An 18,916-nucleotide genomic window follows, 5' to 3' on the forward strand; every position below is an offset into this window, starting at 1 on the left:
GCGAGAATAGATTGAGCGTATTCTAGGCGACTTCGCATGAGTTATCGAGCAAACCGCTCGCTCGCAGTTATTCTTGACACAGTTGGATGTCCACCGGTCGCTCCGTAGACCGCGTGATCGAGCCAGTCCTTTTCTCCGTCGAGTACATCAGCATCAATTTCGCGCCACCAATAACGGTGCGTCGGATCCCATCGATATCCCCGGCTCTTGAGTAGATCTTTGGCATTGAAGGGAGCCCCAATGGCCGCAATGCGAAAGTTCGGACGATCGCAGCGTTCGAGAAGATGGGACATTATCGTGCGGCCGTCTCCCGCCACGCTGCCTAGAAGCGTTGCCAGGGCGTGAACATCCTGTTCGGCGCGATGTCCCTTAAAATACCACCCAGCTTGGAACAGCAGATGTCCAAGCGCGCGTCCGTCGAAGCCAAGAGTGAGCCAATCTAGTTGAGTGAGGCTGCATCCCCACGCTTGATGCTGAAGCGCTGGGAAGCGAACGTCGACGAACGGTCGATCAAAGGCCGCGTTGTGTGCAATAATGACGTCAGCTTCTCCGAGCTGCGCTACTATACTCTCGTCGTCAAAGGCACATCCCGCGAGGTCTGCGTCTGTAAGCCCAGTAAGCAGGGTCAGTCGTGGAGGCATCGACCGGCCCGGATCTTCGCGCCAAGAGCGGGGATGCTCCATCTCGATGATCCGGCCCCGCGCATCGACGCTCAGCCGTTCGATCGCAATTTCCACAAGCCGATCCGTGGTAGGGTCCAGCCCTGTCGTTTCCGTATCGATAATAGCGACAATCCGCATTTCGGTGGATCGAGGGGCGAGTTCATCCACTTGTCCGGCAAAACTTAGTTCGCGCAAGACCCGATACCCAGGAATCTGCGATAGCCGGTGAGCGAGATACTCTCCCAAATCCGTGGAACTGGCGCGAGAATTGAAGAGATGGGGAAACTTCATCAGACGAGCCTCGCCAGCTTCTCGAGCAGCGCCACCGAGAACTGGTAGCCGGGCGGCAGGCTTTTGAACTCCTTGATGCCATCCTTGAGCGGGTCACCTCCCTTCTGATGCAGTCCCAGCCTTTCGACGGGTAACTCGATAATCTGGGCGGTGGCAAGCCCAGGTCCAGCATGCTGATAGATCGTTCGGCGCTCGGATAGACGGTAAGGAGATACGGCGAGTGAACCACCGAAATGCCCGCAATTGCAAATGATCACATTACAGAACACCATGCGTGCGACCGCTTCAGCGACGTGGCGAAAAGACGTCGCATCTTTATTGAGCGCTAAGATGAAGAGGTGCTGCACCTTTCCACGATACATCGCGATCCGCTCGAGATCGAGGAAGTCGTAGCAGACCATCACGCCGAACGCGCCAATTTCGTCCCCATCGAACAGCCACACTGACGGATCGCGCTTAAATTCACACGAGATACTTTTGAGCTTCTTGTCTTCCTCCGGTGCCGCATAGGTTTTGCCGATGCGCCGTGTTGTCGCCTTGGCCCCCATCTTCCGATTGCGCCACCTCTTAGGAACAATGAGCAGTGCCTCATTGTGAACCTCGCCAGGCTTACCTCCGACGCGATAATCGAGCCCGGCAATCACAATCGACTGCATCTTCCCGGCCATTCTACGTAGGGTCGCCTCATAGCCGGTGGGCACCGAGAGTTCTGGCAGCACTATGATGTCCGGTGGCGGTTGCTCTTGGTGGAAAGCCGCGAAGAATCCCCGGATCTCCGTGATAGCTCTTTCCTCCTCGCACGGCGACATCTTAGGGACGGCCGCCCAAGCAGCAGCGGGATCGAGGGAGGTCTGAATGATGCCAACCTTGAGAAAGGGGGTGAGCGTTGGGCTAGGTGGAGTTGTCATAGTCCGAGCTCTTCCTCGCTTGGCATGCCATCGATAAACGCGCCCATCTGTCGGAGTCGAACCGGAATAAGTTGTCGGGGTTTATGCTCTAGGACGGTCATCTGGCTCTTCTGCAATACGTCCTGTGCCTGCTTGATTTGCGCCAGCAGGGCGTCAGGGCTGTCGATAAGCTGATCGAACTCGGTGTCATCGGCTGACTGCCCCTTCGCATTACCGAACAACATGGGAAACTGTGTCAGCATCGAGGTCTCTCGACTTCGTGGGAGCAGACATGCCCGAAGGATAGAGATGGTGAAGGACGAGATCGTAAGCCGCTCGATATCGTGGGCTACGATTTCGATCAGGCTCCGCTCCTGGCCGCGGATGTTCCAGGCTGCCGGCAGGACGAAGCTCTGACGCAATATGCCCCAGAGAATCTGACCGAGCGCACGGAGGCGGCGTGGCCAAGCGCGGTCGTCGACCGATACCAGCACCTCATGATAGCGATAGTCCCTCATTCCGGGGGAATGGGCAACCCTGCTACGGCGTGTCAGGCTTTGCCAAGCCTCCCATGTGATCTTATCGCCCGCGTCGGTCGCCTCTGGCAGCGCCCTCCAATCGGCAGGTAGCCATTCGAATGGAATGCCTACGTCCTCAGGATGAAGCCTATCTAGATAATCTATGTCGGGCCCTTCGGGCTCGAAGATCGGCTCAAGGATCTGCCGAACGATCTCTAGCGCAGTCCATTCTGATCGGCGTGGATCACTGGAGTCCATCACCGCTGTCTTCTCGGTCCATTCCACAAGTGACAGCGTCGCTCGAGAGTTACCTACCCGCGCACGAACGTCGGCTATGACCGGGGCGATGTTCGGTAGCCCCGCAAAGCGATCAGGCTGCGTTCGTGCTGCGTCGAGCAGCCAGCCCTCGTCGTCACTCTTAAGAAGGAACGGATCCTCGGCCAAGCGCTTCCAGGCGGCAGGGGGCAAGAGCCGGGGATAGCGTCTCAGACCGTTCCAGTCCTCGGGGCGGCTAGGTTCATAACTCTTGGCGGCCGTCGCCCAGTAGACGGGCGGCTGCATGGGATGTGCGCCGGTGGTCGTGAACAGCCAGTGGAACCATACCCCCAGCGGCACTCCAGTCATTTCGAACAGCACGACGAAGCCAGGTGCTGCCGCCTTTTCGGGCCCTATCGCTCGGACCAGCATCTCATTCGAGAGCGTGGCGTCCGTCATCGCTATCTCAGTCGCCCCAAGCATTAGTGCGGCCTCGAATGCCCGACGCGCATTCCACTGGAACTGTTGCAATCGGACAGCTTCGCTTGCGCGGGGGACGAAAGCCTCGAGATCCGCGCGCACCAGATTCTCAAGAAAGGCTCGCGCCGCACCACGTTCGCGGTGGAGTAGGTCAGGCTGAGAGAGGGCAACGCTGGCAGTTAGGACATGTCGAGCGAGGACGTGTAACGCCATCGCTCCCAGATACGACTGCAGGAACTTGTGATCATCGTCGGTGTGGTCGTCCATCCAGCGACGCATGCGGTCAAAACCATTGTGTCCGGTCACCCGGCAGTAATCCAGCAAACGCGTGAAAAGCCTGACCTTGTCAGGATGGGTGGCAAAAGCCTCAAAGAGCAGCCCGAAATGACGCTTTACGAGTGCAGCCCAGTTTTCCTGCTCAGTTTTTTCGAGTTCAGCGATGCGGTCAAGAAATGGCTTGACCATAGCGGGTTCCAGATCTGCGGGTGCCTTGCCACGGGTGAGCGCCTTGAGCCGGCGATGTTCGAGCAGAAGCTCCTCGTTTGGACGAAACAAGGCGGGCGTGAGGTTGGCTATCCGCGCAGCGGCGAAGGCCATGCGAGTATCGCCGCGAATTTCGTTGTCAGGGATATTGGCGAGCAATAGCCATTCGAGTTGCTCAAGCCGCTGACTACGGCCAGCATCGGTCAGTAAGTCAAAATCGGTCGCTGCCAACATCGAAACCTGCGCTAAGGTCCGCGTCATAAGCTGGGTGGGCTTGCGACCATCAACAGACGCGGCAGCGATCGCGACGGATCGAAGCTCCGATAGTTTCTTAGGCTCGACTGTCTCGTCGGGGTGAAGCAGCCATTTTAATTCCGCCGGACTGTATTTCTCGCGCTCGATCTCTACACCGATGCCGTGTCGTGCGAGCAGATGGGCGTATTCGGTCATCCACTCTAGGAGCCGGTCGAAATCGTATGCGAGGAACTCATGGTCGTCGACGAAGCGAAAATGAGCAATGTTGCGGTGTTGCAGCAGCAGCTTCTCGACCTCACGATCGATTGGGAGCATGGCGACGTTCGCGAGGAAGCCACCGACGAACAAGCCTGTCGGGATGCCATCGAACGATCCGACGGGCGCAATAGGATCGACTTTGGCCTTGAGAGCTTGGTCGAGGCCTCCGTCGTCGACCTCAAACCGAAGCATTGCAGAGAGAAGTGCTGAGAGGCGGGGTTCGTCAGAAAACCCTTCTACCAGAGTATCGAAGCCTCGTTGGATCGCCGAAACCTGCACCGACGGGTAGAATTTACTCAGGTCCAGCGATGCAGCATAGAGCGTATTGTCGCCTGACGCTGGACGATTCCAGAACGTTGGGTGGAAGTAGGCAAGTTCGTCGCCCTGCTCGAGGGCCAAGCGTTCGCCGGCATCAAGATCGTCCTCCTCAATGCTTTTCCCGACCATCTTGCGAGCGGTGAGTGAGATGTGGCGCCGGAAGAGCGGCCAACTATGTTTGAAATGTCGGTAAAGATAACCTGCTGAGTGTCGATAGGGCCCAATATTTAGCTTGGAGTTTTGCCCTTCAGCGGTTTCCTCCTCATACCATGCAGCACGATACAGCCGATTTCCGTAGCTCCACGCCGGCATCCTCTGATCCAATTCCGGCCCCAGAACATTGACGAGAGCGATCCAAGCGACTTGATCGCGAACGGAAATCTCAAAGTATTGTCTTAGCCGTGGCTTTCCCTCCTTGTCCGGCTTTTTCGGTTGGGGAACCAACCTGATTGGTCTGTTTCTCCAGTTCCCTGTCTCGAAGTCGTGCCGAATAGCGGTCAGTTCGGCTTCGAGATTCAGCTCGAAGGCCGCAATCTCAGCCTGATCAAAAAGTCCGTCTGCCATACGATAGCAGCGTCGCGCCTTGCGCCATGCCCAGAGCAAGTTTTCTGGCATGAGGAGAAGATTGAACCAGGTCATGCTATGCCTCGCCGCGATCGGAGATAATCGTTCAGATCATTGACCTCTGGTGGCAACTGCTTGGTAACTACCGTAATACCGCGCGCAGCAAGCCGGTCGCTAAGCCTCTTGGCCAGACTACGCCCCGACCGATCAGCATCGGCGAATATCGCGACGTTACGGCCTATGAGGCGGTCGATTATATCAGTTCCAAGGTTGCGCATCGCGCCAAGAAGCCCAATCGGAAGCATGCCAAGTTCATGCGCCGAGAGCACGTCAGTGATCCCTTCACAGATAGTGATGGTCGACCCTGGCTTGGCGAGCGCATCAAGATTGTAGGGAGGCGGCAGGAGCTTCGCCGGGCAGAACCAACGATATTCCTTGCCGTCGTCCGCGCGACGAGCCTGGAGGTAGGTGACTGTGCCGTCCTGCAAGAAGGGAAAGAGTAGATAGTTCGACGGCAAGCAAAGTAGTGGCCCATAGCGCCCCTGCATGACAAGGCCCGCTTCCTCGAGACGCGGCATTCCGAAAGCCGATAGCGCGCGTCGAAACAAGCTGGTGCGATCACCAATCTGACCAACTCGGAAGTGTGCAATGGTCTCGGCGCTGAAAGCTCGTCGTTGGAGATAAGCTCTGCCGCTCGCGGAAAGCGGCGACTGATCGAGAATCCAACCGTAGACTTCGGGGGCCATGCCGTGAGACGAAGACTGCACCGGAACCGGCAAAGTTTGCTGGATGGTCGATGGTCGGCGTCTTGATCGGGGCTGGGCGCTGATGCTGTTGAGATAGTTATCATCCAGCCAGCGGCAGGCCGCCAAGAAGTCGAGATTGTCCATCGCCATGACGAGGTCGATTACACTTCCGGAACGCTGACAGCCGAAGCAGGAGAAGCCATTACTGATCGAACGCAGCGAGAAGGAAGGCCGTTGATCCGGGTGTCCAGGTAGTCGGCAACGTCCGGTTCCCCTCGGCGAGAGTGCGAAGCCGAGATCCGCTGCGACCGTGGCAATCGGGATCGCCTTGATCCGTTCGAGATCATACCTCTTTCGTGACAATCTCAGTCACCCCTGACGCTGAACGTCGAGCGGATTGACCACCCTACTAACGCTGTTGATGCTATTCGCCCTACCGATAGTTGTCGCCATGCTCCCCCCTGCACAATACAATCAACTGACTGGTCACCTTGCAAGCCAGTCGCCACATTGGCTCCTTAATTTTTACCGACAGCAGAAACCATGTCCGGTCTCCATCTCAGGAAGCCGATAAGCAGTCAGACTGCCAGGGGCTCTCTAAACCGGCCATTCGCGCACAATGCAGCGAACGGCCGCTTACCGCCCTTTTTGTCTCCGTCACTGGCAGTAACAGCGAAGGCGAGAACCGCTGCGATAGTTGAGGTCTCCGCGCTTCTCGCCTTCGCTGGCTCTGAGACCGGCACTTCTGGAGCTACTGGCGCCGAATGTCATGCAACCGGGTGCCGAAGTTGTACGCAACCGAGTGCCGAACCGAGTGAGAACCAGCACAGGCCACAATCAAACATCCAATGCAGCGTTCCTGACGACTCTGTTGCACAAATCGGCTGATGGTCGAGGTTCCCCCATCCCCGGACAGACTTATCCTACGGCCTCTGTGACGGGTATGCCGAGCGCGGTGTAGTCGTTCAGGACGGCTATGCGGATCTGGATCTCGGCAACCTGGCGATCAAAGTCTCGCGCCATGAGGCGCTGACCCAGCAGCTTTACACAATGCATCTTGCTCTCGACGCGGCTTCGGCGGTGATAGCCGCTCCAGTTTCGCCAGAGCGCCCGCCCAAGATATTTTGACGCCCGCAAGGCTTCGTTTCGTGCGCGCACTCCGGGCGTGTTCGGCTTCCATGGTTTTGCGTTCTTGCGGGGTGGGATGACGGCGGCAGCGCCTCGAAGCGCCATGCCGAACAAGGCCTTCATTGAAAGGCAGGTCTGGATGGCGGCGTCGCTGTAGGTTTGCTGACGGCCACGCCGACCTGTCGGCACGGCATCCCAGGTCGTGTCGGTGTCAAACCAGATCGTCAGCGAGCCGCGGCGCTTGAGCGCTTCATTGTAGGCCGGCCAGTTCCTGGTCTTGTAGGTCGGAGGTGTGGGTCTGCTCATGACGCCCAGCTACCATGCTGGATTCACGAAATGAATTCCCGCAGGGGTTTGCGCAACAGAGCCCATCAGCGGCATAATATTCATCAATCGCAATGGTTTGCGCTGGTGCGATGCGCCGAAGGAATACGGACCAGCCAAGACCCTCTACAACCGTTGGAAGTGCTGGAGCGACAACTGAGTCTTCACCCGGATCATGGTCGGCCTGGCCGCTGAGCGTGCCGTCCTGTGCCTAGTCTTCCCAATCCTCATCAAGGTTCATTCCACCAATGTCACCGGCCCCATAGAACGCTTGCCGGTGAAGGTGGATGTTAACCCGCGCCGCCACGTTCTTCTGCGGGGTATCGATGCCGATTTCTTCGTTGATTGTGGTCTGATAGATCATCTCTTCGCCCCAGATGTTAAGATTCCCATCCCAGATGTCGCTATTCTCAATCAGCTCTTCGGCGGCGGCTTTAAAGTCCCACTCTTCATCCTTATTCCGGACGATATACCAAGCGCCGTCCGTGGGGTAATCGATGCGGTCCAGCGGGCGGCTTGCGAAGCCACTCTCTTCACGCGGTCGGGTACTCCCCCAGTCACCATAGATGACTCGCGTACGGTTAGACCTGCGCGAGATTTGGTCGATTAGCTGACGGTTGCTGAATGGAACCGGCGTGATGCCGCTAAATGCAGAGAACATCTTCGGAATGGAAGTACATGAAAGCACCACAGGCACAGCCGCATCAATCTCTTGCAGGCTTTCGGCAATCACGCCCTCGAACCACACCGAAAGAGTCAATGGGTCCCGAGTCCAGCCTCCCTCTAGGATGATCGCGAAGTCAGCAGCACCCCCAGCCGCGAAGGCCGCAACGATTTCTTGGATGTTGCTGGGGAACCGATCCCGCACGATCCTCATGCAGTACGGACGCCCCAGCTCCTGAATGGCTTCGATTTGCCTTCTTAGGTCAGCTTCACTCTGTCCCCTAGACTGGATACAGGGCCACGCATTCTCATGCCGCCCCACAAACTCGACCCAGTTAGCGAAGGCGTTATCCGACTCCATCAACCGCGCCAATTCCTGCTGCGGTCCGCTCTCAAGGTTCGTAAACTGATAGTCCCGGTCTATGTCTAGGAAGTAGTTGCGATTGGGGAATGCCCGCTCAACGCGGTCAATAGCCCGGTCTAAGGTGAGGGAATTGGCCCAAGGGGCGAGAAGGATGCAGGGCGTCATCCTATCCTTTGTCGCCCCCGGCAAGAACTCAAGCCCGTTCATTTCGCTGGCGCGGATAGCCAAAGTTGGAACGTAGCTCTTATTCTCTAGGACCATGGTTCACTCACTCATGCTTCTGCGAAGGTCGACAACCGGATTTCCATGGCAGCTTTGGACACTTGGAACCGCGCCGCAAGGCTTTCTATCGTGGCCTCTGTGACTACGCCGCCAAATTCGTCACGAAGCACCTGTTCGACAAGCGCCATCGGCATAACAATGTCCGCCGCCAGACGATTGGCTTCATACTCAATGCGCTCCGGCTCCCCGGAGCGATACAGGACGTTATCCTTGATCCCGTCCGGCGAGCTGTCAATGACCGCCTTGTGCAGGAAGAAATGGGACAGCTCATGTGCGATGGTGAACCTCTGGCGCTCACGCGCCTCATGCCGGTTCACGCGAATGGTGTAGTTCCCATCTTCCTTCATGATTTGACCGGAAACACCAGTGCTCATGCTGGACACCTTGATAGAAACGCCCAGCTCCTTTGCGAGTTGCCCGAGCTTTACAGGGTATTCTGCAAGATACCGTTCAAGGATTTTCTTGGCAGGCCCTTCAATTCGATTGTACTCACGTGAAGTCATGGTTCTCCCTCCTAGCGGTTGCCTGTGTCGTCTGGATCAAAGTCTTCATCCAGTTCACCACGCGGCCCTTGCCCGAATGCGATTTCGTCAATGCGTGCCTTGATCGCGTCGTCCGACAGCTTCTCGTTGACCAGTTCGTTTACCCGCTCACTGGCGATCTTCCGGGCTTCAGCCTTGATCCCGCCAAAGGTGAAGAAGGTAACAACCCCGATCCCGATTGCGACCGCTGCCAACACAGCGGTAACCGCCGTCATCATCGCAGACATAAAGCCAAGATATGTGGGCATCGCGATTGCGGGTTCTTGCATAGTGCCGGGCAGCCCATCGACTGCGTCAACGACACCAAGCGACAAGAGCAGATAGCAGAGAACCGCACCACCTAAGAGGCAGGCCACATAACCTACTGCCTTCATAGCTCCGCTTTGACCTGTTCAGGCATTCTGTGCTCCACCTCATATTGTTCTTTTTTTGTTCCTGTCAAGAGGAACTTTCTGCATTGTGACAGTTCGAAGCTGATTTTGCTAGGGTTTGGATGAACTGCTCACTGCTCACCGCGTACGTTAAACGCAGCAACTTCGACCGGAAGCTCTCATGTTGCACTCCCAGCATCGCATCATTGCTTATGGCACCCGCGCGCTCATTGCACTGCTAGGAGTGGTTGCCATGTCTTAGGCTGCTCGGTCACTCGCTGCGATGCGCACGAGTGGCTGCTTCAGAGCGCGGCACTCAATGATGTGAGAGGTAGCAATGGGCCGTGACCGACAATCGCCTCTGGGGTTACACGGCAAAGTTGCACGCAGGCGGTCCGGCCCGGCGAACTCAGCCGCGAAGCTCTCGACCTCACCAGAGGGCCGCCTATTGAAACAAAAGGAAGACTCTCTGAAACGCCACAGTGCCAACATGGTCGGAGCGAGAGGATTCGAACCTCCGACCCCCTGCTCCCGAAGCAGGTGCGCTACCAGGCTGCGCTACGCTCCGACCGTGAGGGGGCAGGTAGCCCCTGGGGCGGCGGAATGCAAGGGGGAATCTTGCAGTTCCGGCGCAGAAAACCGCGTCATCGCCGCTCGCGCAGCAGGCGCTGCAACAGGCTCCAGCGCGGGGCGGTCACCGCCTCGCCGCCAAAGCGCGCCCGCGTCGCCGGGCGCAGGCGCGAGGCGCCCAACCGCTCGCGCATCAGGATGTAGAGGCCCGAAGCCATGATCAGCCCCGCGCCCAGCACCGTCGGCCCGTCCGGGCGCTCGCCGAACAGGAACCAGCCATAGCCAACCGCCCAAAGCATCTGCGAATACTGCATCGGCGCGACATTGGCCGCCTCGCCCGCCTGATAGGCCAGGATCAGCAGGAAGCCCGCCGCAAGGCCCAGGGCCGCAATCACGCCGGTCAGCGCCAGGTCGCCCAGCTCCATCGGGCGATAGGCGAAACCCAGCGAGGCGCCGGTCAGCAGGAAGTTTCCGATCATCGGCCACAGCAGCAGGATCACCGTCCGCTCGGACCGGCCCAGGCGCCGCACGGCGATGGCCGAAAGCGCGGTCGCCGTCGCCCCCATCAGCGCCGCCAGATGCCCCAGCCCCAGGGGCGTCACGCCGGGGCGCAGCACGATCAGCACGCCGCCAAGCCCGGCGCAGACCGCCAGCCAGCGGTGCAGCCCGACCTTTTCACCCAGCAGCGGCACCGACAGCACGGTCACGATCAGCGGCGCGGCGAAGAGGATGGAATAGACCTGCGCCAAGGGCAGCACGGAAAAGGCGTAAAAGCCGCCGACCCCCGAGGCGACGATGCAAAGCGAACGCAGCCCGACCCAGAACGGGTTGCGCGGCAGCAAGGTGCCATGCGTCGGGTCGCGCAAAAGCAGCACCGCCAGCGGCGGAAAGGACAGAAGCGCCGAGAAGAACAGGATCTGCAACGCCGGATAGGTCGCGCCCAAAAGCTTGATGATCACGTCATGGGTCGAATAGAGCCCCATGGACAGAAGGGCGAGCAGCGCGCCCTTGACATTGCCCGCCGTCATGCCCCTCCCCGACGGTTTGCAGGTTGGGCCGCGCCCGGCGATGCGGGCGCGGCCGGGATCTTACAGCGCCGAAAGCGCCGCGACGATGTGGTCGCCCATCTCGGCGGTCGAGACCGGCTTGCCGCCCTCGGCGCCCATCAGGTCGCCGGTGCGCACGCCGTCGGCCAGCACCCTCTCGACGGCCTTTTCCAGCAGATCGGCCTCGGCACCCAGGCCGAAGGAATAGCGCAGGCACATGGCGAAGCTGAGGATGCAGGCGATCGGGTTGGCCTTGCCCTGCCCGGCGATGTCGGGGGCCGAGCCATGCACCGGCTCGTAAAGCGCCTTGGGCCGGCCGTTCGCCATCGGCGCGCCAAGGCTGGCCGAGGGCAGCATGCCCAGGCTGCCGGTCAGCATCGCCGCCGCATCCGACAGGATGTCGCCGAACAGGTTGTCGGTCACGATCACGTCGAATTGGCGCGGGTTGCGCACCAACTGCATGGCGCCGTTGTCGGCATACATGTGCGACAGCTCGACATCGGGATATTCGTTGTCATGCACCCATTGCACCTCTTCGCGCCAGAGGATGCCGGATTCCATCACATTGGCCTTTTCCATCGAGCAGACGCGGTTGCTGCGCTTGCGGGCCAGCTCGAAGGCCGAGCGCGCGACGCGGCGGATCTCTCCGCTGGTATAGCGCTGGGTGTTCACGCCGACGCGGCCGCCCTCGTTGTCGGGGTTGTTGTCGTCGGCATGGATGCCGCGCGGCTCGCCGAAATAGACGCCCGAGGTCAACTCGCGCACGATCAGGATGTCGAGGCCCGCGACCACCTCGCGCTTGAGCGAGCTGAAATCGGCCAGCGCGTCGAAGCATTGCGCGGGGCGCAGGTTGGCGAACAGGTCCATTTCCTTGCGCAGGCGCAGCAGCCCGCGCTCGGGCTTCACCGAAAAGTCGAGATTGTCGTATTTCGGCCCGCCGACGGCGCCCAGCAGCACCGCATCGACCGCCTGCGCCTTGGCCATGGTCTCGTCCGCCAGAGGCTTGCCGTATTTGTCGTAGGCCGCGCCGCCGACCAGATCCTCGCTGACGTCGAAGGACAGGCCGCGGCTCTTTTCGAACCAGCCGATGACCTTGCGCACCTCGGCCATGACCTCGGGGCCGATGCCGTCGCCGGGCAGGATCAGCAGGGAATAGGTCGTCATCGCAGGCATCCTCTATGCTTCTGGCTGTTGGCAATCGCGTATCCTTGCGCCTCTGCTGCGTCAAGTTCACGGCGAATTGGGTTGCGCCGGCGGGGCGGATCGGGCGGGATGGGCGCGCGAAACCGAAGGCCCAGAACAAGCAAGGGAGCAATCCATGAAGGCACTCGCGGCTCTGGCCGGCGCGTTGGTCCTGGGAACAGGCGCGGCGCTGGCGGACGGAGGCATCACCGTAAAGCTTCCCGATGTCTCGAACCTGTCCGATACCGAGGCGAAATCGCTGATCGCGGAACTGGCGAACGTGAACGTCATCACCTCGAATTGCCCTGATTACGAGATCACGGACGGGGAATGGACGCTGATCACCGGCACCGGCGATCTTCTGGCGGCGAAACTGGGACTGGACGCCTCGGCCTATGACCGCAGCTATTACGGGCCGGCCTTCAAGCTTCTGGACGATCCGGGTGCCTGCGACCGCGTCGGGCCGACGGCCAAGCCGCTGATCCAGCGGCTGGTCGGCATGGGCGGCGGCACCACGCCGCTGACGCAATCGCAGTAAGGCACCGGGTTGCCGCGCAGTCGCGGGAAAGCCTCGCATCGCTCACGCAATCGCAATCGTGCGTCGCATCTTGCCCGCGCCCGCGCCGCGGCCTAGCCTGCGGCCATGACCGCCGATCCGACCTACAGGGGATTCGCGCTGGACGCCGAAACGGCGCTGGCGCTTTTGCAATGGCAGGCCGAGCTGGGCGCGGACGAGCCCTGTCTCGACGCGCCGCTCGACCGCTATGCCATGCCCGACCGTGCCGAGCCCTCCCCTGCCCCGGCGACCGCCGCCCCGCAGGCCGCAAACCCGCGCAGCCCGGTTCGGGATGAGGCCGAGGACCTGGTCGCCCGCGCCGAGGCCATGGCAACCGCCGCAACCACGCTGGCCGAACTGGCCGCCGCCCAGGAAGCCTTCGACGGTATCGAGCTGAAGAAGGGCGCGCGCAATTTCTGTTTCTGCGACGGCAATCCGGCGGCGCGGATCATGATCATCGGCGAGGCCCCGGGCGAGGAAGAGGACCGGCAGGGCCGCCCCTTCGTCGGCCGGGCGGGCCAGCTTCTGGACCAGATGTTCGGCGCCATCGGCCTGTCGCGCGAGGCGGTGGATGCGGAACGCGCGCTCTATATCACCAACGTGCTGACCTGGCGCCCCCCCGGCAACCGCCGCCCCGAGCCGGCCGAGATCGCGATGATGCTGCCTTTCCTGACCCGGCATGTCGAACTGGCGCAGCCGCAACTGCTGGTGCTGATGGGCAACACGCCCTGCATCGCGGCGCTGAACCAGCAAGGCATCCTGAAACTGCGCGGCAAGTGGACCACGGCCTTCGGCCTGCCGGCGCTGCCCATGGCGCATCCGGCCTATCTGCTGCGCACGCCGCTGGCCAAGCGCGAAGCCTGGGCCGACCTTCTGTCGCTGTCGGCGCGGCTGGAGGGCTAGTCCCCCGCCACGCGGCAGCCCTGGAACTCGACCGCGTCGTCGGGGCCGATCAGCGTCACGCGCAGCGATCCGGGGTCCAGCGGAAAGGGCTGGCCCGAGGCCGCGACGAATTCCGCCTGCGCGGTCAGCCGGTTCCCCACCGCATGCGTTTCGGGGGCCGAGACCCAGATCTCGTCATCGGCAAGCTCCATCGCCACCTCGTCGCCGCGGGCGCTGTCCGCCGCAGGCAGGGTGGCGGTGACCTGCATGCCGTCCTTGATCCGGGCGATGCGGCATTCGGGCTGGCGGTCCGAAGTCTCGGGCTGGCGGGCGATGGCCGCCTCGATCACCGGATCGGGCATCGGGCCGGGGGGACCGGCCTGCAATTCCACCCGCACCGGCACGCAGATGTCCTGGCAGATGCCGAAATCGACCACCGCCCTGGGCTCGACCGGCGCGGCGTGGCTGGCTGGGGCGATCTCGATCGGCAGCACCAGTTCATCGTGATAGCCCAGTGTGCGCTCGCCGCCCGATTCGATCACCTCGGGCCGCGGCCACATCAGCCGCACCTCGCCCAGGTTCTGCGAGCCGCCCCAGTCGAAGCGCGGCGGCACGCCGGCATCGCCGGGGCTGCGCCAATAGGTCTTCCAGCCCGGTTCCAGCCGCAAGTGCAGCGCGGTCATCCGGTGGCCCTGGGAGGTGGTCCAGCCGGGCAGCAATTCGGCCGACAGCAATCCGGGCGGCAGATCCTGCGCCAGGGCCGGCGCGGCGGTGATGAAAAGCAGGGCAAGGGTCTTCATGGCGCCGTTCTAGTCGTCCTGCCCCCCGGCCGTGAAGTCACATTAGCGGCAATCCCTTGCGAAAACAGCCGGAAGGACCGATCTTTAAGGAAAAGGACGGAGCAGATCATGGACCAGTCGAGCAACCTGACCGGCAAGATGCTGATCGCCATGCCGGGCATGCGCGACCCTCGCTTCGAGCAGTCCGTGATCCTGATCTGCGCCCATTCCGAGGACGGGGCCATGGGGCTGGTGGTCAACCGGCCACTGCCCGAGATCGGCTTTTCCGACCTGCTCGCCCAGCTTGGCATCCAGGCCGGCGCGAATGCGCTGGACATCCCCGTCCGCTTCGGCGGCCCGGTCGAGCCGGGGCGGGGATTCGTGCTGCACCGCGCCCCCCGCGAGATCGAGCTGGACGAGAACCGGATGCGCATCACCGACGACCTGGCCATGTCCACCACCCGCGACATTCTCGAGGATTTCGCGCGCGGCCTGGGTCCGCAGCCGGCCATGCTGGCGCTCGGCTATGCCGGCTGGGGTCCGGGGCAGCTCGATTCGGAGATCCGCGAAAATGGCTGGCTGACCTCGGACCGCGGCGACGAGATCATATTCGGCGCCGAAGATGCCGGCAAATGGCGGGCGGCACTGAAATCGCTGGGCATCGACCCCCTGATGCTGTCGCCCGATGCGGGCCACGCCTGACGCCTAGCGCGGCGCGGCGGCACGGCGCAGCCGGTCGTTGATCGCAGCCCCCAGCCCCCGCTCGGGCACCGGCGCGACGGCGATGGGCCGCTCCTCGGCATCGGCGCGGTGCAGCAGGTCGAACAGCCGCGCCGCGGCTTCGGTCAGGTCGCCCGTTTCGCTCAGCGTCATCTCGCCCGCGACGGGACCAAAGCCGATCAGCACCTCGCCCGGCCGGGCGGCATCGGCGTTCAGCCGCAGGCTGGCACGCGGCGCGTAATGGCTGGTCAGCTGCCCCGGTGCGGTCGGCGCGTCGGGATCGGCCTCGGGCCGGGCCAGCGGCCGGCCCAGCACCGCCTCGATCGCCTCGGCCGCGACGCCGCCGGGGCGCAGCAGCGCAGGCTGGCCATCCACCCAGCCGACGATAGTCGATTCCACGCCGACCGGACAGGCGCCCGCATCGAGCACCGCCGCGATGCGCCCGCCCAGCCCGGTCTCGGGGTCGGCGGCATGGGCGGCCGTGGTCGGACTGATCCGCCCCGATGGGTTGGCCGAGGGCGCCGCCAGCGGCCCGCCGAAGACGCGCAGCACCTCTTGCGCCGCCGGATGCGCCGGCACGCGGATCGCCACCGTGTCCAGCCCCGCCGTCACCAGCGAGGCGATGCCGGCGTCCGGCCGCAGCGGCAGCACCAGCGTCAGCGCACCGGGCCAGAAGGCCCGCGCCAGTGCCAGCGCGGCATCGTCGAAGTCCGCGATGCGCCCGGCCGCCGCCAGATCGGGGACATGCACGATCAGCGGGTTGAAGCTGGGCCGGCCCTTGGCCTCATAGATGCGCGCGACGGCGCGGGGATTGCGGGCGTCGCCGGCCAGCCCGTAGACCGTTTCGGTCGGGATGGCGACCGGCTCGCCCTGCGCCAGCAGCTCGGCGGCGGTGCGCACGCCCCGGGGGTCGTGGCCAAGGATCAGCGTCTGCATTCGTTACGTCGGGTTGTGGTTGATGGACGCGGGCCGGCAAATATGATCGAAACCCAAGGCATCAGTTACGCGCCACAGCGGGATTTGCCAAGGCGCCACAGGGAGAGAGAGTGCGGATGGCCTATCAAGCCCCGGTTGATCAGATCGCGTTCATCCTGAACCGGATCGTTTCGTTTCCAGAACTGTCCGGCACCGCACGCTTTGCCGAGGCGACGGCCGAGACCATGACCGCCGTCCTGGCCGAGGCCGGCAAGCTGGCGACCGAGGTCATCGCCCCGGCGAACCGCGCCGGCGACCTGACGCCCGCGCGGCTGGAGAACGGCAAGCTCCGCTCATCCCCCGGCTATGCCCAGGCGTTTCGCGCGCTGGCCGAGGGCGGCTGGATCGGCATCGCCGCCGATCCCGAACATGGCGGCATGGGCCTGCCGCAGGCGCTGAACATGGCGGTCAACGAGATGATCGCCTCGGGCTGCCTGGCGCTGCAACTGAACCCGCTCTTGACCCAGGGCCAGATCGAGGCGCTGGAGCATCACGGCAGCGACGAACTCAAGGCGCTCTACCTGCCCAAGCTGATCTCGGGCGAATGGTCGGGCACCATGAACCTGACCGAGCCGCAGGCCGGCTCGGACGTGGGTGCGCTGACCACCAAGGCCGAACGGGCCGAGGACGGCAGCTATCGCGTCACCGGGCAGAAGATCTTCATCACCTGGGGCGACAGCGACGTGACCGAGAACGTCTGCCACCTGGTGCTGGCCCGCCTGCCCGACGGGGCCGCGGGCACCCGCGGCATCAGCCTGTTCATGGTGCCGAAGTTCATCCCCGACGAGGCCGGCAGGCCCGGCATCGCCAACGACCTGCGCGTCGTCAGCCTGGAGCACAAGCTGGGCATCCACGGCAGCCCGACCTGCGTCATGAGCTTCGAGGGCGCGAAGGGCTGGCTCGTGGGCGAGGAGCACAAGGGCATGGCCGCCATGTTCACCATGATGAACGCGGCGCGGCTGGGCGTCGGCGTGCAGGGCGTGGCCCAGGCCGAGGCGGCGTTGCAGCAGGCCGTGGCCTATGCCGCCGAGCGCGTGCAGATGGGCCCGATCATCCGCCACCCCGACGTGCGCCGGATGCTGGCCGAATCGCGGGCCGAGGTTTTTGCCGCCCGCGCCATCTGCCTGGGCTGCGCGGTGGCGCTGGACATGGCACGGGCCACCGGGTCGGAGGAATGGGCCGCGCGCGCCGCCTTCCTGACGCCCATCGCCAAGGCGCATGGCACCGATGTCGGCATCCGCGTCGCCGATACCGCCGTGCAGGTGCATGGCGGCATGGGCTATATCGAGGAAACCGGCGCCGCCCAGTATCTGCGCGACGTGCGCATCACCGCGATCTACGAGGGCACGAACGGCATCCAGGCCATGGATCTTGTCGGCCGCAAGCTGGCCGATGGCGGGGCGGCGGCCATGGCGCTGCTGGACGAGGTGCTGGACGGCGCCAAGGCCGCGCAATCGGCCGAGCCGGAACTGGCCAACCAGCTCTGGCAGGCGGCCGAGACGCTGCGCGAGGCCACGCAGGAGCTGCTGGAGCAGGACATGCCCGACCGCTTTGCCGGGGCCGTGCCCTATCTTGCCGCCTTTGCCCGGGTGCTGGGCGCGCATTACCACCTGCGCGCCGCGACCGGGGGCGGCAGCAAGGCGCTGGCGCGGCTCTACATCACCCGCATCCTGCCGCAATTCGCCGCCGACCTGGTCGCCGCCCGCGCCGGCCTGGCCGATCTGGAGGCGCTTGACGATGCGGTGCTGCTGGGTCAAATGGCCGGGTGATACGCAGCGAAGCACATAACCCCCCGGCCGAGGGCGAGGCGCATGAGATCGCCCCCGGCGTGTTCTGGTTCCAGCTTCCCCTGCCCTTCAAGCCCGATACGGTCAACGCCTATGCCTTTCGCGACGCGGATGGCTGGACGGTTGTGGATACCGGCCTGGACACCCGCCGCACCCGAGCCATCTGGCAGGGCATCCTGCAAGGGCCGCTGGCCGGCGCCCCGGTCGTCCGGCTGATCGCCACCCATCACCACATCGACCATATCGGCCTGGCCGGCTGGTTCCAGGCGCAGGGGGCCGAGCTTTGGACCTCGCGCGCGTCCTGGCTGATGGCACGGATGGGCATTCTCGACGTGCAGGAACGCCCGACGCCGCAGGCCGTCGCCTTCTGGCGCCAGGCCGGCATGCCGCCCGAACTGCTGGACGAGCGCAGCCACGAGCGTCCCTTCAACAGCGCCGATGTCTGCGCGCCGCTGCCGCCCGGCTATCGCCGGCTGTCCGAGGGCCAACAGGTGACGTTCGGCGAGCGGCGCTGGGTCGTGCGCATGGGCCATGGCCACGCGCCGGAACATGTCACGCTGTGGTCGCTGGACGACGACCTGGTGATCGGCGGCGACCAGATGCTGGCGACGATCTCGCCCAATCTCGGCGTCTATCCGACAGAGCCCGAGGCCGATACCGTCGGCGACTGGCTGGAAAGCTGCGACCGGCTGGCGGAATACGCCCGGCCCGAACAACTGGTCCTGCCCGGGCACAAGCTGCCCTATCGCGGCCTGCCGACCCGGCTGCGCCAGCTGGCCACCAACCAGCGCGCCGCGCTGGATCGGATGCTGGAAGGGCTGCGGCAGGAACCGCTCAGCACCGTGGGCTGCTTCCCGCTGCTGTATCGCCGCCAGATCGCCAAGCCGGAATTCGGCCTCGCGCTGGCCGAGGCGGTCGGGCATGTCAACCACCTGCGCGCGACCGGCCAGGTGTGGCCGGTGGGCAAGACCGAGACCGGCGCGGTGCTTTGGGGGGCGTGACACAGCCGCCGCCTTGGGTTATCCCTG

General features: G+C 63.2%; 17 protein-coding genes, 1 tRNA gene and 1 pseudogene. 6 read left to right on the plus strand and 13 right to left on the minus strand.

Translation table 11 applies throughout. The features are described from left to right. Positions 1-41: 41 nt before the first annotated feature. From BLT64_RS11565 to BLT64_RS11585, 5 genes are all read right to left on the minus strand, one after another. Positions 42-953 (minus strand): 3'-5' exonuclease, encoded by a 912-nt coding sequence (locus BLT64_RS11565; RefSeq protein WP_011746796.1) that lies wholly within the window; start codon positions 951-953, stop codon positions 42-44. Then, complete coding sequence (locus BLT64_RS11570; RefSeq protein ID WP_011746795.1) at positions 953-1,861, minus strand: carbon-nitrogen hydrolase family protein; 909 nt, start codon at positions 1,859-1,861, stop codon at positions 953-955. The genes BLT64_RS11565 and BLT64_RS11570 overlap by 1 nt, the downstream gene beginning before the upstream one ends. Beyond that, positions 1,858-5,046 (minus strand): RNA-directed DNA polymerase, encoded by a 3,189-nt coding sequence (locus BLT64_RS11575; protein ID WP_011746794.1) that lies wholly within the window; start codon positions 5,044-5,046, stop codon positions 1,858-1,860. Before BLT64_RS11575 ends, BLT64_RS11570 begins: the two co-directional genes overlap by 4 nt. After that, the gene (locus BLT64_RS11580) at positions 5,043-6,080 is read right to left on the minus strand and encodes a toprim domain-containing protein (protein WP_011746793.1); all 1,038 of its coding nucleotides are present in this window, start codon (positions 6,078-6,080) and stop codon (positions 5,043-5,045) included. The genes BLT64_RS11575 and BLT64_RS11580 overlap by 4 nt, the downstream gene beginning before the upstream one ends. A gap of 555 nt (positions 6,081-6,635) precedes the next feature. Beyond that, a complete protein-coding gene (locus tag BLT64_RS11585) occupies positions 6,636-7,151 on the minus strand; it encodes an IS5/IS1182 family transposase (protein ID WP_011746792.1) in 516 nt (171 codons plus the stop codon). 64 nt (positions 7,152-7,215) lie between these two features. On the opposite strand from BLT64_RS11585, the pseudogene BLT64_RS27820 reads away from it, so the two are divergent. Further along, positions 7,216-7,416: pseudogene (locus tag BLT64_RS27820) on the plus strand (transposase); the annotation flags it as partial. On the opposite strand, the gene BLT64_RS11595 reads toward BLT64_RS27820, so the two are convergent. From BLT64_RS11595 to leuB, 6 genes are all read right to left on the minus strand, one after another. After that, complete coding sequence (locus BLT64_RS11595; RefSeq protein WP_011746791.1) at positions 7,381-8,457, minus strand: beta family protein; 1,077 nt, start codon at positions 8,455-8,457, stop codon at positions 7,381-7,383. The pseudogene BLT64_RS27820 and the gene BLT64_RS11595 sit on opposite strands and share 36 nt — an antisense overlap. 11 nt (positions 8,458-8,468) lie before the next feature. Continuing rightward, positions 8,469-8,981 carry an ImmA/IrrE family metallo-endopeptidase gene (locus BLT64_RS11600; protein WP_011746790.1) on the minus strand — a complete coding sequence of 171 codons (513 nt, stop codon included), beginning with the start codon at positions 8,979-8,981 and terminating at the stop codon, positions 8,469-8,471. Between the two features lie 11 nt (positions 8,982-8,992). Next, entirely contained in the window at positions 8,993-9,394 is a 402-nt protein-coding gene (locus tag BLT64_RS11605; protein WP_011746789.1) for a hypothetical protein, read from the minus strand. 488 nt (positions 9,395-9,882) lie between these two features. Continuing rightward, positions 9,883-9,959, minus strand: a tRNA-Pro gene (locus tag BLT64_RS11610). A gap of 76 nt (positions 9,960-10,035) precedes the next feature. Next, positions 10,036-10,989 carry a DMT family transporter gene (locus BLT64_RS11615; protein WP_011746788.1) on the minus strand — a complete coding sequence of 318 codons (954 nt, stop codon included), beginning with the start codon at positions 10,987-10,989 and terminating at the stop codon, positions 10,036-10,038. Positions 10,990-11,049: 60 nt separating this feature from the next. Next, positions 11,050-12,171, minus strand: a complete 1,122-nt coding sequence (gene leuB, locus BLT64_RS11620; RefSeq protein WP_011746787.1) for a 3-isopropylmalate dehydrogenase — start codon at positions 12,169-12,171, stop codon at positions 11,050-11,052. Between the two features lie 154 nt (positions 12,172-12,325). On the opposite strand from leuB, the gene BLT64_RS11625 reads away from it, so the two are divergent. Both BLT64_RS11625 and BLT64_RS11630 read left to right on the plus strand, forming a co-directional pair. Then, positions 12,326-12,727, plus strand: a complete 402-nt coding sequence (locus BLT64_RS11625) for a carbohydrate kinase family protein (RefSeq protein WP_011746786.1) — start codon at positions 12,326-12,328, stop codon at positions 12,725-12,727. Between the two features lie 105 nt (positions 12,728-12,832). Continuing rightward, complete coding sequence (locus BLT64_RS11630) at positions 12,833-13,648, plus strand: uracil-DNA glycosylase (RefSeq protein ID WP_011746785.1); 816 nt, start codon at positions 12,833-12,835, stop codon at positions 13,646-13,648. On the opposite strand, the gene BLT64_RS11635 is transcribed toward BLT64_RS11630, so the two are convergent. Beyond that, positions 13,645-14,427, minus strand: coding sequence for a protein-disulfide reductase DsbD domain-containing protein (locus tag BLT64_RS11635; RefSeq protein WP_011746784.1), 783 nt, complete (start codon positions 14,425-14,427; stop codon positions 13,645-13,647). The two genes, BLT64_RS11630 and BLT64_RS11635, sit on opposite strands and share 4 nt — an antisense overlap. 108 nt (positions 14,428-14,535) lie before the next feature. On the opposite strand from BLT64_RS11635, the gene BLT64_RS11640 reads away from it, so the two are divergent. After that, entirely contained in the window at positions 14,536-15,108 is a 573-nt protein-coding gene (locus tag BLT64_RS11640) for a YqgE/AlgH family protein (RefSeq protein WP_011746783.1), read from the plus strand. Positions 15,109-15,111: 3 nt separating this feature from the next. Here the strand turns inward: BLT64_RS11640 and BLT64_RS11645 are convergent, their stop codons facing one another. Beyond that, positions 15,112-16,062, minus strand: coding sequence for an L-threonylcarbamoyladenylate synthase (locus BLT64_RS11645; protein WP_011746782.1), 951 nt, complete (start codon positions 16,060-16,062; stop codon positions 15,112-15,114). A 116-nt stretch (positions 16,063-16,178) separates the two neighbouring features. Here BLT64_RS11645 and BLT64_RS11650 point away from each other — a divergent pair, with 116 nt between their 5' ends. Both BLT64_RS11650 and BLT64_RS11655 read left to right on the plus strand, forming a co-directional pair. Then, positions 16,179-17,870 (plus strand): acyl-CoA dehydrogenase family protein, encoded by a 1,692-nt coding sequence (locus BLT64_RS11650; RefSeq protein ID WP_011746781.1) that lies wholly within the window; start codon positions 16,179-16,181, stop codon positions 17,868-17,870. Continuing rightward, the gene (locus tag BLT64_RS11655) at positions 17,867-18,889 is read left to right on the plus strand and encodes an MBL fold metallo-hydrolase (RefSeq protein ID WP_011746780.1); all 1,023 of its coding nucleotides are present in this window, start codon (positions 17,867-17,869) and stop codon (positions 18,887-18,889) included. The genes BLT64_RS11650 and BLT64_RS11655 overlap by 4 nt, the downstream gene beginning before the upstream one ends. The last annotated feature ends 27 nt before the right edge of the window (positions 18,890-18,916 follow it).

It is taken from the genome of Paracoccus denitrificans (assembly GCF_900100045.1).
Lineage (GTDB): Bacteria > Pseudomonadota > Alphaproteobacteria > Rhodobacterales > Rhodobacteraceae > Paracoccus > Paracoccus denitrificans.

Coding starts and splice junctions, on each gene's coding strand:
- BLT64_RS11565 (WP_011746796.1), bottom strand. CDS start 953: ATGAAGTTTCCCCATCTCTTCAATTCTCGCGCCAGTTCCACGGATTTG.
- BLT64_RS11570 (WP_011746795.1), bottom strand. CDS start 1,861: ATGACAACTCCACCTAGCCCAACGCTCACCCCCTTTCTCAAGGTTGGC.
- BLT64_RS11575 (WP_011746794.1), bottom strand. CDS start 5,046: ATGACCTGGTTCAATCTTCTCCTCATGCCAGAAAACTTGCTCTGGGCA.
- BLT64_RS11585 (WP_011746792.1), bottom strand. CDS start 7,151: ATGAGCAGACCCACACCTCCGACCTACAAGACCAGGAACTGGCCGGCC.
- BLT64_RS11595 (WP_011746791.1), bottom strand. CDS start 8,457: ATGGTCCTAGAGAATAAGAGCTACGTTCCAACTTTGGCTATCCGCGCC.
- BLT64_RS11600 (WP_011746790.1), bottom strand. CDS start 8,981: ATGACTTCACGTGAGTACAATCGAATTGAAGGGCCTGCCAAGAAAATC.
- BLT64_RS11605 (WP_011746789.1), bottom strand. CDS start 9,394: ATGAAGGCAGTAGGTTATGTGGCCTGCCTCTTAGGTGGTGCGGTTCTC.
- BLT64_RS11615 (WP_011746788.1), bottom strand. CDS start 10,989: ATGACGGCGGGCAATGTCAAGGGCGCGCTGCTCGCCCTTCTGTCCATG.
- leuB (WP_011746787.1), bottom strand. CDS start 12,171: ATGACGACCTATTCCCTGCTGATCCTGCCCGGCGACGGCATCGGCCCC.
- BLT64_RS11625 (WP_011746786.1), top strand. CDS start 12,326: ATGAAGGCACTCGCGGCTCTGGCCGGCGCGTTGGTCCTGGGAACAGGC.
- BLT64_RS11630 (WP_011746785.1), top strand. CDS start 12,833: ATGACCGCCGATCCGACCTACAGGGGATTCGCGCTGGACGCCGAAACG.
- BLT64_RS11635 (WP_011746784.1), bottom strand. CDS start 14,427: ATGAAGACCCTTGCCCTGCTTTTCATCACCGCCGCGCCGGCCCTGGCG.
- BLT64_RS11640 (WP_011746783.1), top strand. CDS start 14,536: ATGGACCAGTCGAGCAACCTGACCGGCAAGATGCTGATCGCCATGCCG.
- BLT64_RS11645 (WP_011746782.1), bottom strand. CDS start 16,062: ATGCAGACGCTGATCCTTGGCCACGACCCCCGGGGCGTGCGCACCGCC.
- BLT64_RS11650 (WP_011746781.1), top strand. CDS start 16,179: ATGGCCTATCAAGCCCCGGTTGATCAGATCGCGTTCATCCTGAACCGG.